Source organism: Luteibacter sp. NPDC104163 (genome assembly GCF_055584245.1).
In genome coordinates this window covers 23,568-37,858 of record NZ_JBVJMK010000018.1, presented here as the reverse complement: position 1 = coordinate 37,858, position 14,291 = coordinate 23,568, and the positions used below count along the sequence as shown (strand labels likewise).

The window sequence follows — 14,291 nt, the reverse complement described above, 5'->3', positions numbered from 1 at the left end:
ATTCAGATTGTTGGGTGGTCTTGCCTAGAATTTTGCGGTGCAGCACGCATCTTTGCAAAACGTTCACCTTTTTGAATGGCTGTCTCGGCAGGTAAAGGGCCGAAAAATCACCCTCTGGGATGCCTGGCCAGCAGCTCGTCGAGCCAGCCAACCACATCGTCAGGCGTGGGTGTGCGGGCGGCGAAGAGCAGGTGGTACATCATCGGCGCGACGATGCCGTCGATGATCACGGCGGTCGGCAGCGGGCTCTCCCCGCGACCCAGCGCACGGTCGTGGATCAGGTCGATCTGGGTCGTGCAGTACAGCAGGCACTTGCCCGTGTTCTCCGCGCGCGGCGCACTCAACACATCGCGCAGCATCGTCCGGCCGGGGCCCGAAGACATCTCGTCGCGGTACTGCTCCAGCCAGCTGGCCAGGTCGCCACGGTAGCTCCCGGTATCCGCTGGCTCGCCTTCGGGGCGCAGCTGCTCAACGGCCACGTCGGCCAGCAACTGCGAGAGGTCGCCCCAACGGCGATAGATTGTCGAAGGGGTGACTCCGGCGCGCGTCGCGACGGCCGGCACGGTCAGGGATTCACGCGGGCCTTCGGCCAGCAACTCGCGGACCGCCTGGTGGATAGCGGCCTGCACGCGCGCGCTGCGACCGCCCGGGCGTGGGCCGGTGGCGCGGGGAAGCGAGGGTGGAATGGCATTCATGGCTGCCTAGCATACTCCTAAACGCTAAATAGTTGCTTTAGAGGTGAGTCGGCGTAGACTAACGCTCAATCTTTGCCTTTAGGCACCCCCCATGAATGCCCCCGCTGTCCGGCGGCCGATGGCCGTCCACACGTTCACCCTCATCAGCTTCATCGCCGCCTCCACGGCGCCGACGCCGCTGTACCGGCTCTACCAGGCGGCCTGGCATTTCACGCCGACCCTGCTTACGGTGATCTTCGCGGTGTATGCGTTCGCGCTACTGGCCGCCCTGCTCTTCGGAGGCCGGTTGTCGGACCACCTCGGGCGCCGGCCGGTGATCGCGGCGGCCATCGCGTTGGACATCGTCGCGATGCTTGTCTTCCTCCATGCCGATAGCCCGGCATGGCTGATCGTGGCGCGCACCCTGCAGGGCATCGCCACCGGCGTGGGCATGGCCACCCTGGCCGCGGCCATCCTGGACCTCGATCGCCAGCATGGCGCCACCATCAACAGCCTCGCGCCCCTGATCGGCCTGGGCGCGGGCGCACTGGGCAGCACGGCGCTGGTGGTATTGGCGCCGGCACCGCTGCACACGGTGTACGTGGTGCTCATCGGGCTGCTCGCGCTGGCGCTGGTGCTCACGAAGACCGCGCCCGAGACCGCGGCTGCCAGGCCCGGTGCCGTCGCCAGCCTGCGCCCGCAGGTCGCGGTGCCGGAGCGCGCGCGCCCCGCGCTCATGGCGGTCACCCCGTTGAACGTCGCGTTGTGGATGCTCGGCGGCTTCTATCTGTCGCTCATGCCATCGCTGGTGGCGAAGACCACTCACTCGAGCTCACCGTGGATCGGAGGCATCGTGGTCACTGCGCTCATGCTGAGCGGCGCGGGCGCGGTGCTCCAGGGGCTTCGCCACCCGGCCATCCGCTCCCTGAAGCGCGGCGCGGTGATGCTCGCCAGTGGGCTGGTGCTTGTCCTCGCCGGTGCCAGCCTGGGGTCGGGCGCGTTGCTGATCGGTGCATCGGTGATTGCCGGCGCGGGGTTTGGCGCATCGTTCCTTGGCGCCGTGCGCAGCGTGATGCCGCTGGCCGAACCGCACGAGCGCAGCCGGCTGATGGCGGCTTTCTACATCCAGAGCTACCTGGCCTTCAGCGTGCCGACGATCGCCGTGGGTGCCATTGCGCAGCACTACGGCCTGCTCACCGCGATCAACCTTTACGGCGGCATCATCATCGCCCTGACCGTGGCGGCACTGGCCTGGATCGGGATGCGGGCGCACCACGTGCATGCGCCTGCCACGCCGTAGGCCACTGGATTGTGGGAGCGCGCTTGCGCGCGATTCGGGTTCTCGCGAGCACCCATCGCGCGCGAGCGCGCTCCCACAGGCGTCGCGGTTAATGCCCAGCGTGCGCCAATGCGTAATCGATCGAAGCGCGAACCGCTGCGACCTGCGCGTCGTTGCACTGCTGCGGCGTGGCGCGCGGGCTGTCCGGATACACCTCGGTGGTGGTGCAGAAGCGTGCCGGGGTGATGCCGGCGCAGAGTCCGAGCGGCTTCAGTGCATACTCGATCACGCCGTGCGCCACTTCCGGTGAACCGATGATCTCGCCGTTCGCATCGGCCGGCGCGATGTGCGTCACCTTCGCCACGGCGTCGATCACCGCCTTCTGGAAAGCCGGCTGCGGCTTGTCCGCATCATCGACGAGGTAGAAACCGTCGGGAATCTCGCCGGGTTCGTATTCCTTGCCATCACGCGCGGCGAGCGCAGGGCGGAACTCGGACTCGTCCGTGTCGGTGGTCTCGTGCAGGTCGATGTGCATCAGCACCTTGTCGCCCAGCGGCGCGAGCAGCCGGACCAGTGCCGCCGATTCGGCAGCCGGGCTGCCTTCGCGGAAGTTGCGGTTCGGGTCGATCGCGTCGTAGTTCCAGCGGTGGATGCGCTCGTAGGCCCACGGGCTGACGCACGGCACGACCAGCACGTTCGCGCGGCCGGCGTAGTCGTTGCCGTGCTCGCGCAGGAACTGCAGCGCGCCGTGCACGCCGCTGGTCTCGTAGCCGTGGACGCCACCCGTCACGACCATCACGGGAAGGTCGTCGCGCCATTCGCGCGTACGCAGCACGTGGAAGGTGTAGGCCTCGCCGGCGTAGCTCACCGAGCCGTAGTCTTCGACATCGTAAGCGCCACGTAGCGCATCGATGGCCTTCTCGACTTCATCGCTGTAGCTGCGCTGCTTCACCTGCGTCGCGCGCCACGCGTCTAGCTCGGCAGTGCCCCAGGGCTTGCCGGGGGTACCGATGGGATAAGGCGTGGCGTGGTTCATGGCGTTGGCTTCTACGGCTACGGAAGCCTCGATTGTATACAGGCTTGCGAACGTCAGGCCGCGTGGAGTGGTGGCGTCTGGCCGGCGCGCGTGTCGCCCGCCTTCGTGATCTGGTTGAGCGTGAAGATGCGACTGAGACCGAAGCCGAGGCGCTCGTAGAGGGCAATGGCCGAATGGTTACTGCCAAACACGTGCAGGAAAGGGATCTCGCCCCGGCGCTCGATCTCGTCGCGCAGCACGTTGATGAGCAACGCGGCGAGTCCCCGCCCGCGGTGGGCGGGATCCACGCAGACCGCGCTCACCTCCGTGTATCCCGGTACGCGCATGCGTTCACCCGCCATGGCGATGAGCTTGCCCTCCTCGCGCAGGCCGATGTAGCGGCCCATGGCATTCGTGCGGCGGGCGAACGGCCCGGGCCGGGTCAACTGGGTCAGGGCGAGCATCTCGTCGACATCGGCGTCGCCCAGTTCGAGGAACCCGGCGTCGAAACCCGCGCCCGGATCGATGCGCGATTCCGCGACCATCTGGTGCACGGCGCCGAGCGGCGAAGAACGCAGGCCCGGCGGCACATCGAGCGGCTCTCGCGACAGGACCGCCGCGATCTCGCCGGGGCGCATGAGCTCGGCGAGCGCATCGAACGCCTCCGGCAGCTCGTCGGCCACTGCGGCGAACGGCGCGACATCGGCCTGGTAGCGCCGGGCGAGCACATTCGCTTCGCCAAGGTGGGCCTGCCGCGTGCCCAGCGCCTGCCAGATCGGAGAGGACAGCTCAGCGTGCGGTTCGTTGCCCGGGTCGCTCACCATCCACCTCCTCGACTAGTCAGCCATCATGGGCCGGAGTGGTGGTTGCTGTCACGCGCGGGCTCCTGGCAGCCCACACACTGCATGGATCGCCCTCGACAGCCCGCCGGCGCGTAGCCACGGCCAGCCAGCCGAAACCGACACCCATCGCCATCGCGACAAGGTCCACGCCGAGCACGTCGTAGCGGCCTTCGGCGAGTGTGCGGACCAGGCGATCGCCGTGCAGGGCCATGTCCAGGACGCCTACCAGCACCGACGCCACGGCCGTGGCCCAGAGCAGGTCGACGGCGGCCTTCGCCGGGCGACGCCAGAAGGTCCAGGCGACAGCGGCGAAGAACGTGATGAAACACACCGGCTGGACGACAAGCGTGGGTTCCGCGCCGAAGTACGGAGCGAGGTGGTTGGCGATGAAGGTCACGGAAATCGCCAGGCACGTGCCGATGCAGACACCCACCGTCGCCGTGGCCATCGCACGCACCTTCATGGGCTGCTCGGCGTTGCGGCGTTTGCGGCGGGTCTCGATGTAGAGCAGGTTGCCCGAGTAAAACAGGAACGCGCCGGCCAGGCCCAGGATGAAGTACAGCCAGCGCAGCGACAGGCTGCCGAACGTGCCGAAGTGCAGGCCGAAGATCGCCGAGTACGTGGCATGGTTCGCATCGCGCGCACCCGTGAGCTGCATGTTGATGATGCGGCCGGTGCTGGCATCCAGCGCCACCATTCCGTACTCACCCAGCGTCTTCTCCGAAGTACCACGCACTTCCGCCGCGGCGCCCGGCTGGCCGTAATGCACGTAGCGCATGTAGTCGGGGTCGAAGCTCGTGGCACCGGCGCCAAGGGCCGCCTTGCGCGCGATCGCGCCGAGTTCGGCCGGGGGCAGCATGGGTACGTTGGTCTTCGCATCGGCGGCCGGACCAGCGGCGGTCATGGCAGCGGTATCGGGCAGCGCGCTGGTCATGCGCTCGAAGGCGCTCATCAGCTTGCCATCGAAGATGGCCACGTTGAATGCCATCAATGCGACCAGGGTGAGGCACAGCAACGCGCCGGTGACGGCAAAAATGATGTGGAACGGGAGGCTGAGGATGCCGATGACGTTGTGCGCGTCCTGCCACAGCCGCTTCAGGTTATGGCCGGGACGCAGCGCGAACAGCTCGCGTACCAGGTTCGGCAGGTGGATCAGCACACCGGTGAGCAAGGCCAGCCCGTAGATGACGCTGACGATACCCATGAGGTAGATGCCGATCTCGGGGATGCCGAGGTCGTAATGCAATTCGTAGACGAAGTCGGCGAGGCCGTGCTCGTGGTCTTCCGCATCGTGTGCCCCGGCGTCGTCGATGGCCTGGGTCATCCAGGTGCCATCCTTTTCCATCCAGTACGCAGCGACTTCATGCGACGGATGGCCCGCCGCGTAAGTCACGCCGATCGATTCGCGCGCGGCCGGATGCTTCGCCACGATGTCGGCCATCATGGCGCCGGCCTTGTCCATGACGCGCGCGTCGGCGAGCTCCTGCTTCGGCAGCGCCCAGGTATCGATCGGGTCGTGGAACATGGTGATCGCGCCCGCGTAGAACGCGATGAACAGCGCGAAACCCGCGAGCAGGCCGGTCCAGGTGTGCACGGTGGTGAAAGTGCGGATGGTGCTGGACTTCATGGCTCAGATACCGGGCAGGGTGTGCTTGGCGAGGAACAGCGCGGCGAACGCGCCTACATTGGCGACCGCCAGCCAGGCCCAGGCGCGCACGCCGGTCCGGAACATGTAGGTCGCCGCGATGACCACCGTCCATAGGGGGAAGAACGCCACGAACCACGGGATGAGCACGGACTCGGTCGGCCCCGGCCACAGGTAGGCACCCAGCCCGACGATGGCCATGCACAGCGGCAAGCCCAGCAGGATCCCGGCGAAGGTCTTGGCGAGCATCAACGGGCCTTCCTTTCGGCTGCCGGCTTGAGGAGCCAGATGACGTAGGGGAAAGCCACCGCGCCGAGCATCAGGGCGGTCAGCGTTGAGAAAATTGCTGGAAGTGTCGTTTCACCGGCGACCCAGCAGGCCAGTGCCCCGGCCGCGAACACCCATGCGACAAGCTTGCCGCCACGGCGCAAAGGCAGCGTCAGGACGCGCTGGTTGCGCGAAGAAAGGTAGGCGAGCGCCATGGCGGCAAACGCCAGCAGGCAGCCAAGGACATTCATGGAAAGCGCCGGTCGGACAGTTATTGATAATTGTTATCATTCGCCGCTCCCCGGTCAAACCGTTAGCAGCGCTGCCCAGTCATCCGGGCGCGTGCTGGCGCGCGATTGATCATTTCCCATCGGCTGCTCAAGTTTTGACCAACCCATCCGCTAACTGAATATGGGGGTTTGGTAAAACTAGCGTTAACCCCTGTCGTTAGTTTAGAGTTAACCCCTCGATCCATCAGCGTGGTGCGTCATCTCGTTGCACCGCGAGACAGGAATATAACGTAACTCTTTGATGTAACAGCCATGTTGACCATCGCCCTCCTCAGCATTGTTCTTGTCGCCAGCGGCCTTGCGGTCGCCTCGTTCAAGCGTGTCCCGGAAGGGCAGGTCTACAGCGTCCGCCGCCTTGGCCGTACGTCCGCGCTGCTGTCGGCTGGCACCCACGTGGTGCTGCCCATGCTCGACCGCATCACCCACAAGATCGACCTCGGCGGCCAGGTGCTGCGTTTCGAGGGTGGCACCGTCTACTGGCAGGTGCTCGAGCCGGAAGCGGCCGATCCGGTGATCGAGGAAGCCCCGGAACTGATTCGCAGCAACGTCGTGGCCGCCCTGCGCGATAGCGCCACGGCCCACGCCGCCGACCGCCGCGCGGTCGGCACCCAGCTCAAGCACGCCGTGAATGGGTCGCTCCGCGCCCGCGGCATGCTGGTTACCCGCGTCGAACTCGACGCGGCTTAAGGCGCCGCATAAGAAGAAAGCGTGTGTGTTGTTTAAAAGGCGGCGGCAACGCCGCCTTTTTTTGGTTACGCGAATGCCCCTGATTGCATCTGCCTGACGAGTTGCAGCACGGTTTCCAAGCCGGTCGTGCTTCCCATGAAGTGGAGCGGCGTCAGGCCGCCTAGCGCAGGAACAGGCTCACCTATCCATGCCCTGACCCATTTCGCGGCGTCGAAGGTCGCTAGCTGCTCTCGCTCTCCGCTCTCCGTGAGTACGCGTTCGATTTCGCTCACGATACGTGCTTCCCCCAGCGTGGCGGCACATTCGCTCATGGTCATTTTCCGCGGCAGTCACACAGGCCTCCACGATAGTTCGTGTATGAGCCATTCGCTGTCATCTTTCTTCGACAGGGGCCGTCAGGTTCCGACTTCAAAGATGACGCAAGCGTGGTAAGTGCCCGCGTATATGGAGATAATTCCGCCCTTCACGAAAGGTTCCCCAAGCCAATGACCGCACGCGACGACCTCAAATCCCTGCTCGAGCGCGGCATTGCCAGCCTGGACGTGACCCTGCCGGAGGCCGCCGTGGAGCGCCTGCTCGATTACCGCGAGCTGCTGGAGCGCTGGAACTCGGCCTATAACCTCACCGCGATCCGTGAGGACCGCGCGCAGGTCAACCTGCACCTGCTCGATTCGCTGGCCATCCTTCCCTATGTGCATGGCCGCTCGCTGGCCGACCTGGGCACGGGCCCGGGGCTGCCGGGCATCCCGCTGGCCATCGCCGAGCCGGCGCGCGAGGTGCTCATGGTGGATTCCAACGGGAAGAAGGTCCGGTTCCTCCGCGAGGCGATCCGTTCGCTCAAGCTGGGCAATGCGAAGGCGCTGCAGAGCCGGGTCGAGGACGTCGAAGGCACGTTCGAGTGCATCACGGCACGGGCGTTCGCTTCTCTGGCGGACATGCTGGGCTGGGGCGGGCACCTGTTGGCGCCGGGCGGTACCTGGCTGGCCATGAAGGGGAAGCACCCGGCCGATGAGCTGGATGGGGTGCCGCCCGGGTTCCGGGTCGAGGCCATTCACGGCCTTTCCGTTCCGGGTGTAGACGGTGAGCGTCACCTTGTGGTGATACGCCGTGACAGCGGTTCTAGCGATTAACGAAACTACGCTTCAACGTGGCGCCCGAAAGATCAAAGACGTAGCTGATGGCTCGCCCTTTCGCGCCCAGAGGTTCGGGCACCAGCGTGATCGTCAACTCGTCACCCTCGGTGCCGATGATGGCGGAATGCGATTTCGCCGAGTTCGCGTCGCGGCTATATAGTGCCGTGGCATTCGAAAGTGCGCTTAGCTGAGCAGCGCCGACGGCACATTGGATTTTGCCGCAGAACTCCATGCGCGGCGACGACTCAGTAACCGCCGATGGTGGGATCGGTGGAAGTTTGTAAATCGATTGCGACGATGCTGAGCCAGCGGCCATCAGCAAAACGACCGCGGCCGAGTTGGCCAAGTAAGTGTCAATACGCGTGGTCATATTGTGGGTCGGCCCGCAAATTCTTGCATCCGTTGTCGAGCTTCGAAGTCCTTCTGCGCTTTCTCAATTCGCTCCTGCTCCTCGACCATCTTCTTAAGATCACCCCGAGACTGCGTGGTAGCGTCATAGAAAAAGTATGACCCTCCAGGTGTTGCCAGGTAACCACGGTATTGATGCCCAAGCATCTCCGCGAGCTTGAGGTAGCGCGCGATGTCAGCGCCCGAGAAATGCCCGCTCCCCAGCGTGTCTTTTGACGGATCATCCGTGAGAACTGGATTGTCACGCGTCCCCATCGTCCAGTGCCCGTGCGTGTGATAGTCACCAATTGCCCGCGACGGCGTCCCTTCCGTGCTTCCACCGTCGATCGCCAGGCGGACAGGCTCGGTCGCAACGAAGTCTCCCTGACCTTGGACCACAATGTAGCCCTGGTACTCAACATTCTCAGCGATGGATCGTCCGTTGATGTACTGCAAGGCATCGAGCGCAGCCCGTTCTGGGGTGGAAAAATGATCCCCGGGCTTATCACCATGCGCGTCCGAATAGCGCATAGGTGAATTGTTCGCATACGCAAATCGATTGAAGAAGAACAGACTCCCAATAGCCGCAGGGAGACCTTGTGGATCTTCTGACATGAAGCGTGCAATCAAAGGGTCGTAGTATCTGGCTTGCATGTAGACCAATCCCGAGTCGTCGTCCATGACGTGGCCCGTATATCCCACCGTTCTGCCGTCGCCTGCTGATCCGGCCGACGTATCGACACCGTACGGTCGGTAGTCCATGGTCCGAACCACATTTCCTGCCGCGTCGGCTTCGGCGAGCGGCGTGCCCTGGGGGTCGGTGTAGTAATAGGTGACGGTTTTCTGCCCAGCTGAGGCAGAAAAAGACAGAGAAATCAAAGACAAGAGCAGCGTTTTCTGCATCGTGTGCATCGGTTGTCCCCCCCCTGACTCATCCATGTGTGCCGGGACCAAAGCCACGGCAGCTCCAGTATTCGGCGGAATAGCCCGCCGCCGCAAGCCAGATCTCATCGAATCGGCCTTCTTCGACGCGGTTTTTGGGCAGGGCCGCTAGATGCTACGCTAGCGCCCCTTCCGTGCACGGTAGCTAGCGACTTTCCATGGCCCGCATCATCGCAGTCGCCAACCAGAAGGGCGGCGTCGGCAAGACCACCACTTCCGTGAACCTCGCCGCGGCCCTGGCCGCCGCGAAGCGCAAGGTGCTGCTCGTCGACTTCGATCCGCAGGGCAACGCCACCATGGCGTCGGGCGTGGACAAGCACGAGGCCAAGCCGAACGGCTGCGAAGTGCTGCTGGGCGAGGTCGGCATCACCGATGTGCTGGTCCGCACCGAGGCGGGCTACGACCTGCTGCCGGGCAACGGTGACCTGACCGCCGCCGAGCTGAAGCTCATGGACGGCATGGCCCGCGAGCAGCGCCTGAAAGAGCAGCTGGCCAAGGTCGCCGACCGATACGACACCATCCTCATCGATTGCCCGCCTTCGCTGCACCTGCTGACGCTCAATGCGCTGACCGCGGCCGATGGCGTGCTGATCCCCGTGCAGTGCGAATACTTCGCGCTGGAAGGCCTTTCGAGCCTGCTGGATACCATTTCGGCCGTGCGCCAGCGCCTGAACCCGGCGCTGGAAGTGGAAGGCCTGCTGCGTACCATGTACGACGTGCGCAACAACCTCGGCAACGAGGTTTCGGCGCAGCTCACCACGCACTTCGGCGACAAGGTGCTGCGTTCGATCATCCCGCGCAACGTGCGCCTCGCCGAGGCACCCAGCCACGGCCAGCCGATCCATCTCTACGACCGCGGCTCGCGCGGCGCCATCGCCTATATCGGCCTCGCCGGCGAGATCATCCGCCGTGAGCGTAACCTGGCGGGCGCAGCCAGCACCGGCGCCGAAGCGGGTGAAACCGCGACGGACGCCACCGGCGCGACCCCGACCACGCCTTAAGGAGCCCCCATGGCAGCAGCGAAGAAACGTGGACTCGGCCGTGGCCTGGATGCCCTCCTGGGCGGCGGTGCCGGCCCCGAAGCCGCCCCCTCGGTGATCGAGCAGGAAGGCGAACTGCGCACGCTGCCCATCCACCACATCCAGGCCGGCAAGTACCAGCCGCGTCGCCACTGGAATGACGAGGCGCTCGACGAGCTGGCCGCGTCGATCAAGGCCCAGGGCCTGATCCAGCCGGTGGTGGTCCGCGCCATCGGCAAGAACAGCTACGAACTCATCGCCGGCGAACGCCGCTGGCGCGCCGCACAGCGCGCGCAGATGAGCGAGATCCCCGCGCTGGTGAAGGACGTCCCCGAGCAGTCCGTGCTCGCCATGGCGCTCATCGAGAACATCCAGCGCCAGGAGCTGACGCCGCTCGAAGAGGCGCAGGCCCTGCAGCGCCTGGTCGACGAGTTCGACCTGACCCACCAGCAGGCGGCCGATGCCGTGGGCCGCTCGCGCGCATCCGTGTCCAACCTGCTGCGCCTCAACGAACTGCCGGCCTCCATCAAGCAGCTGCTCGACGAAGGCAAGCTCGAGATGGGCCACGCCCGCGCCCTGCTCACCCTGCCCTCCACGATCGCCGAACCGCTGGCGCGCGAAGCCGCGCGCAATGGCTGGACCGTGCGCGAGCTGGAAGAAGCGGCGCGCAAGGCGCAGCTGGAACCCAAGGGCAAGGCCAAGTCGGCTGGCCCGGTGGATCCGAACGTCGCCAACCTGGAGCGCGAGCTGGCCGAGCGCTTCGCCACCCGGGTCGAACTGGCCCAGGGCCGTGGCGGCAAGGGCAAGCTCGTCATCCACTACCACAGCAACGACGAGCTCGACGGCATCCTCAGCAAGATCCGCTGAGACCGGGGCAGGTGTAAGGAAATGGCCAGGCCCCCGGTCCAAGAGGATGTGAACCCGAAGCAGCGCCAGTACGAAGCCATGGTGCGCGCCCTCTCGGCCGACCTTTACCGGTTCGCCTGGTGGCTGACGCGCTCCGAAACCGTCGCCCAGGACCTGGTCCAGGAGACCTTCCTGCGCGCGTGGAAGAACCTCGATGCACTCCGTGACGCGGAGTCGGCGAAGGCCTGGCTGTTCACCATCCTGCGTCGCGAGCACGCCCGGCTGTACGAGCGTAAGCGGCTCGAAGTCGTCGAACTGGATGACAACGTCGTCGAAGATGCCGCCTTCGCCAGCCCTGAGCGCAGCAGCGATGCCGCTCAGGTGCGCGATGCGATCGGCCGCCTGCCCGACAAGTACCGTGAGCCGCTGGCCATGCAGGTGCTTGCCGGCATGAGCGCCGACGAGATCGCCGCCAGCACCGGGCAGAAGCCTGGCGCTGTCATGACCCAGTTGTTCCGCGCCCGCCAGCAGCTCAAGCGCCTGCTCGGCGGCCGCGCCGCGGCCGAGGGGGGCCGGACATGAATTGCCTCGACTTCCGCCGCCGGATCAGCACGGAGCCGCGTTCGCGCGATCCGGAGCTGCTCGCCCACCGCGATAGCTGCAAGGAAGGCTGCGCCGCGTTCTGGCAGCGCGCGCAGCGCTTCGAGGATGACCTCGAGGTCGCCATGGCGGTGCCGGTACCCGACGGGCTGGCCGATCGCATCCTGCTGGCCCAGGCCACCGGCGAACGGCGCACCCAGATGGGCCGCCGCCGCGCGTGGATGGCCATGGCCGCTTCGGTCCTGATCGCCTTCGCCGGTGTCGGCATGTTGTGGCGCTACACCGACCAGCATTCGCTGGAAGCCATGGCCGTGGCGCACATGCCGGGCGAAATCGAAGCGCTGGCGCTGACCCGGCCCATGACCGATGACGAGGTGGCCGCCGGCTTCATCGGCCGTGCGACGAACCTCAAGGGGCCGGCGCCCGCGATGGTCACGTACGTGCACGACTGCGTCGTCGGCCAGTACCCGGTGGTGCATGCGGTGACGCGCATGGACGACGAACCGGTCGTGGCCCTCTACATGCCCGGGAAGATGGACGGCACCCCGGGAACCTTCCACCGCGATGGCTGGGATGGCCGCGAGGTCCAGCTGCGCGGCGGCACCCTGCTGCTGCTAGCCCAGGGCCCCAGCCACAAGGCCATGGACACCGCCGAGCGCGGCTGGCGCGCCGCGATCGACGGCACCAACCTCACCGCCTCGTTGTAAAAACGCCTGTCGGAACGCCTGTGGGAGCGTGCTTGCACGCGATGGGTGCTCGCGACAAGGCCCATCGCGCGCAAGCACGCTCCCACAAGTCCCCCGCCCCGCTTCGGCACCTGAACGGAGCGTGCCGCGCCTGCGGGCTTTTGCAACGCGGCATGGGCGATAATGCCGCCCGACCTTTGCTACCCGATCCGGAACCACGATGACTGACCTCGCCGTGGTCGTGCCTGTCTTCAACGAGCGCGACAACATCCCGCCCCTCCTCGCCGAGATCGCCGCGGCCCTGCGTGGCCGGATCGACTTCGAAATCATCTATGTCGACGACGACAGCAGCGATGACAGCGTGGCCGTGCTCAAGGCGGCACAGAAGGATTACCCCGAGCTGCGCATCATCCACCACGTGACCCGGAGCGGGCAGAGCACGGCCGTGTGGAACGGCGTGCGTGCCGCGCGTGCGCCGTGGATCGCCACGCTCGATGGCGATGGCCAGAACGACCCGGCCGATATCCCCAAGCTGCTCGATGCGCGCGCCAGCGCCGCGCCCGACCTGAAGCTCTTCGCCGGCTGGCGCGTCACCCGTCGCGACAGCTTCAACAAGCGCATTTCGTCGAAGGTGGCCAACGCGGTGCGTTCGCGCATGCTCCAGGACAGCACCCCGGATACCGGCTGCGGCCTGAAGCTGTTCGAGCGCGAGACCTTCCTCCGCCTGCCCTACTTCGACCACATGCACCGCTACCTGCCGGCGCTGGTCAAGCGCGCCGGTTACACCAGCCAGAGCGTGCCGGTCGGCCACCGCCCGCGCACGGCAGGTACCTCGAAATACGGCATGCTCGACCGCCTGTGGGTCGGCCTGGCCGACCTGCGCGGCGTGGCCTGGCTGATGCGCCGGGCCAAGGTTACTAGGACTGAAGAGCTCTGAGGCTGGAACATCGCGCGCAAGCGCGCTCCCACAAAGAGCAGTTGGCACGGATGCTTTTGTGGGAGCGCGCTTGCGCGCGATAGCCTCAGCGCGGGGCCAGCCCTCTCGGCACCCACTTATCCAGCATCTCCTCGGTGCGCTCCCTGCCCAGCTCGATCAGCTCGCGCGCCCGGTAGAACTCGTACACCGCCGAGACATTCCGCGGCAGTTCGATCAGCAGGTCGGGCTGGTAAGCGGCCAGGCGCAACCGGGAAAGGTTGGCCTGCATCAGGTCCATCGCCTGGGTCATGAGTTCGAACGCGCCTGGGTCGCGGTGCAGTTTCGATTCCGCCGAACCGGGTAACACCTTGCCGATCAGCCGGCCCAGCTTCGCCGCGTAACCTTCATCGGGAACCGCGGCGACATCCTTCTCGGGCGCCTTCTGCAATTCCGCCGCGCCATCGACGCTCACCGCGACGACGTAGTCCGCATCCTCGCGCATCAGCGGCAGCACGGGCAGCGGGTTCAGCAGCGCGCCATCCACCAGCCGGCGGCCGCCGTGCGAATACGGCCGGAACAACGTGGGAATCGCGATGGACGCGCGGATGGCATCGAACAGGGGGCCGCGGGTCAGCCACACCTCGCGTTCGCGATCGATATCGGTGGCCACGGCCGTGTAGCCAATGGGCAGCTCCTCGATGTTTACCTCACCGATGAGTTCGCGCAGCGCGGCCATGATCCGGTCGCCCTTGATGAAGCCGCCGCCCGTGAAGCTCCAGTCGACCAGGCGCAACACATCGAACCGCGCGAGCGTGGATACCCAGTCGCGGTACACATCGAGTTTGCCCATCGCATAGATGCCGCCGACCAGCGCACCCATCGACGTGCCGGCCACGGCGACGATCTCGAAGCCGCGATCCTCCAGTGCTTCGATCGCGCCGATATGCGCGAGGCCTTTGGCCGCGCCGGCACCAAGGGCCAGCGCGACGCGGGGTTTGCGGGGTTGTCCACTCGTGGCGGGCAGGGCGCCGGGATCGGCGATATCGAGGTCGCTCATGGAACC

At 66.0% G+C, this 14,291-nt stretch carries 18 protein-coding genes; 8 read left to right on the top strand and 10 right to left on the bottom strand.

Annotation, left to right across the window (positions count from 1 at the left end):
* Nucleotides 1–107: 107 nt before the first annotated feature.
* On the bottom strand, nt 108–695 hold the full coding sequence (locus tag ACZ6YI_RS17940) for a TetR/AcrR family transcriptional regulator (RefSeq protein ID WP_465779853.1): 588 nt from the start codon (nt 693–695) through the stop codon (nt 108–110).
* Nucleotides 696–786: 91 nt separating this feature from the next.
* Here ACZ6YI_RS17940 and ACZ6YI_RS17935 point away from each other — a divergent pair, with 91 nt between their 5' ends.
* On the top strand, nt 787–1,974 hold the full coding sequence (locus tag ACZ6YI_RS17935) for an MFS transporter (RefSeq protein ID WP_465779852.1): 1,188 nt from the start codon (nt 787–789) through the stop codon (nt 1,972–1,974).
* Between the two features lie 88 nt (nt 1,975–2,062).
* Here ACZ6YI_RS17935 and ACZ6YI_RS17930 read toward each other — a convergent pair whose 3' ends face one another.
* From ACZ6YI_RS17930 to ACZ6YI_RS17910, 5 genes are read right to left on the bottom strand one after another with little or no spacing between them, the layout of a single operon-like run.
* A complete protein-coding gene (locus ACZ6YI_RS17930; protein WP_465779851.1) occupies nt 2,063–2,989 on the bottom strand; it encodes a M14 family metallopeptidase in 927 nt (308 codons plus the stop codon).
* A 53-nt stretch (nt 2,990–3,042) separates the two neighbouring features.
* Nucleotides 3,043–3,789 carry a GNAT family N-acetyltransferase gene (locus ACZ6YI_RS17925; RefSeq protein WP_465779850.1) on the bottom strand — a complete coding sequence of 249 codons (747 nt, stop codon included), beginning with the start codon at nt 3,787–3,789 and terminating at the stop codon, nt 3,043–3,045.
* Nucleotides 3,790–3,808: 19 nt separating this feature from the next.
* Nucleotides 3,809–5,437 (bottom strand): PepSY-associated TM helix domain-containing protein, encoded by a 1,629-nt coding sequence (locus tag ACZ6YI_RS17920; protein ID WP_465779849.1) that lies wholly within the window; start codon nt 5,435–5,437, stop codon nt 3,809–3,811.
* Nucleotides 5,438–5,440: 3 nt separating this feature from the next.
* Entirely contained in the window at nt 5,441–5,704 is a 264-nt protein-coding gene (locus ACZ6YI_RS17915; protein WP_465779848.1) for a hypothetical protein, read from the bottom strand.
* Nucleotides 5,704–5,973 carry a hypothetical protein gene (locus ACZ6YI_RS17910; protein WP_465779847.1) on the bottom strand — a complete coding sequence of 90 codons (270 nt, stop codon included), beginning with the start codon at nt 5,971–5,973 and terminating at the stop codon, nt 5,704–5,706. The genes ACZ6YI_RS17915 and ACZ6YI_RS17910 overlap by 1 nt, the downstream gene beginning before the upstream one ends.
* Before the next feature lie 291 nt (nt 5,974–6,264).
* Here ACZ6YI_RS17910 and ACZ6YI_RS17905 point away from each other — a divergent pair, with 291 nt between their 5' ends.
* Nucleotides 6,265–6,699 carry an SPFH domain-containing protein gene (locus ACZ6YI_RS17905; protein WP_465779846.1) on the top strand — a complete coding sequence of 145 codons (435 nt, stop codon included), beginning with the start codon at nt 6,265–6,267 and terminating at the stop codon, nt 6,697–6,699.
* 65 nt (nt 6,700–6,764) lie between these two features.
* Here the strand turns inward: ACZ6YI_RS17905 and ACZ6YI_RS17900 are convergent, their stop codons facing one another.
* Nucleotides 6,765–7,010, bottom strand: a complete 246-nt coding sequence (locus ACZ6YI_RS17900; RefSeq protein WP_465779845.1) for an MbcA/ParS/Xre antitoxin family protein — start codon at nt 7,008–7,010, stop codon at nt 6,765–6,767.
* Nucleotides 7,011–7,184: 174 nt separating this feature from the next.
* On the opposite strand from ACZ6YI_RS17900, the gene rsmG reads away from it, so the two are divergent.
* The gene (gene rsmG, locus ACZ6YI_RS17895) at nt 7,185–7,829 is read left to right on the top strand and encodes a 16S rRNA (guanine(527)-N(7))-methyltransferase RsmG (protein WP_465779844.1); all 645 of its coding nucleotides are present in this window, start codon (nt 7,185–7,187) and stop codon (nt 7,827–7,829) included.
* On the opposite strand, the gene ACZ6YI_RS17890 is transcribed toward rsmG, so the two are convergent.
* Together ACZ6YI_RS17890 and ACZ6YI_RS17885 are read right to left on the bottom strand one after the other, a co-directional pair.
* Nucleotides 7,819–8,202: a hypothetical protein gene (locus tag ACZ6YI_RS17890; RefSeq protein WP_465779843.1), complete on the bottom strand. Its 384-nt coding sequence runs from the start codon at nt 8,200–8,202 to the stop codon at nt 7,819–7,821. The two genes, rsmG and ACZ6YI_RS17890, sit on opposite strands and share 11 nt — an antisense overlap.
* A complete protein-coding gene (locus ACZ6YI_RS17885; protein WP_465779842.1) occupies nt 8,199–9,122 on the bottom strand; it encodes an RHS repeat-associated core domain-containing protein in 924 nt (307 codons plus the stop codon). The genes ACZ6YI_RS17890 and ACZ6YI_RS17885 overlap by 4 nt, the downstream gene beginning before the upstream one ends.
* A gap of 197 nt (nt 9,123–9,319) precedes the next feature.
* Between ACZ6YI_RS17885 and ACZ6YI_RS17880 the strand changes: the two genes are divergently transcribed.
* The 5 genes from ACZ6YI_RS17880 (at nt 9,320) to ACZ6YI_RS17860 (ending at nt 13,249) form a co-directional block, all read left to right on the top strand.
* Complete coding sequence (locus tag ACZ6YI_RS17880; protein ID WP_440323760.1) at nt 9,320–10,162, top strand: ParA family protein; 843 nt, start codon at nt 9,320–9,322, stop codon at nt 10,160–10,162.
* Between the two features lie 9 nt (nt 10,163–10,171).
* Entirely contained in the window at nt 10,172–11,047 is an 876-nt protein-coding gene (locus tag ACZ6YI_RS17875; RefSeq protein WP_465779841.1) for a ParB/RepB/Spo0J family partition protein, read from the top strand.
* A 21-nt stretch (nt 11,048–11,068) separates the two neighbouring features.
* Complete coding sequence (locus tag ACZ6YI_RS17870) at nt 11,069–11,608, top strand: sigma-70 family RNA polymerase sigma factor (RefSeq protein WP_465779840.1); 540 nt, start codon at nt 11,069–11,071, stop codon at nt 11,606–11,608.
* Nucleotides 11,605–12,333 (top strand): DUF3379 family protein, encoded by a 729-nt coding sequence (locus ACZ6YI_RS17865; protein WP_440323754.1) that lies wholly within the window; start codon nt 11,605–11,607, stop codon nt 12,331–12,333. Before ACZ6YI_RS17870 ends, ACZ6YI_RS17865 begins: the two co-directional genes overlap by 4 nt.
* Before the next feature lie 199 nt (nt 12,334–12,532).
* Nucleotides 12,533–13,249: a glycosyltransferase gene (locus ACZ6YI_RS17860; RefSeq protein ID WP_440323752.1), complete on the top strand. Its 717-nt coding sequence runs from the start codon at nt 12,533–12,535 to the stop codon at nt 13,247–13,249.
* Between the two features lie 85 nt (nt 13,250–13,334).
* On the opposite strand, the gene ACZ6YI_RS17855 is transcribed toward ACZ6YI_RS17860, so the two are convergent.
* Complete coding sequence (locus ACZ6YI_RS17855; protein ID WP_440323750.1) at nt 13,335–14,285, bottom strand: patatin-like phospholipase family protein; 951 nt, start codon at nt 14,283–14,285, stop codon at nt 13,335–13,337.
* Nucleotides 14,286–14,291: the final 6 nt, after the last annotated feature.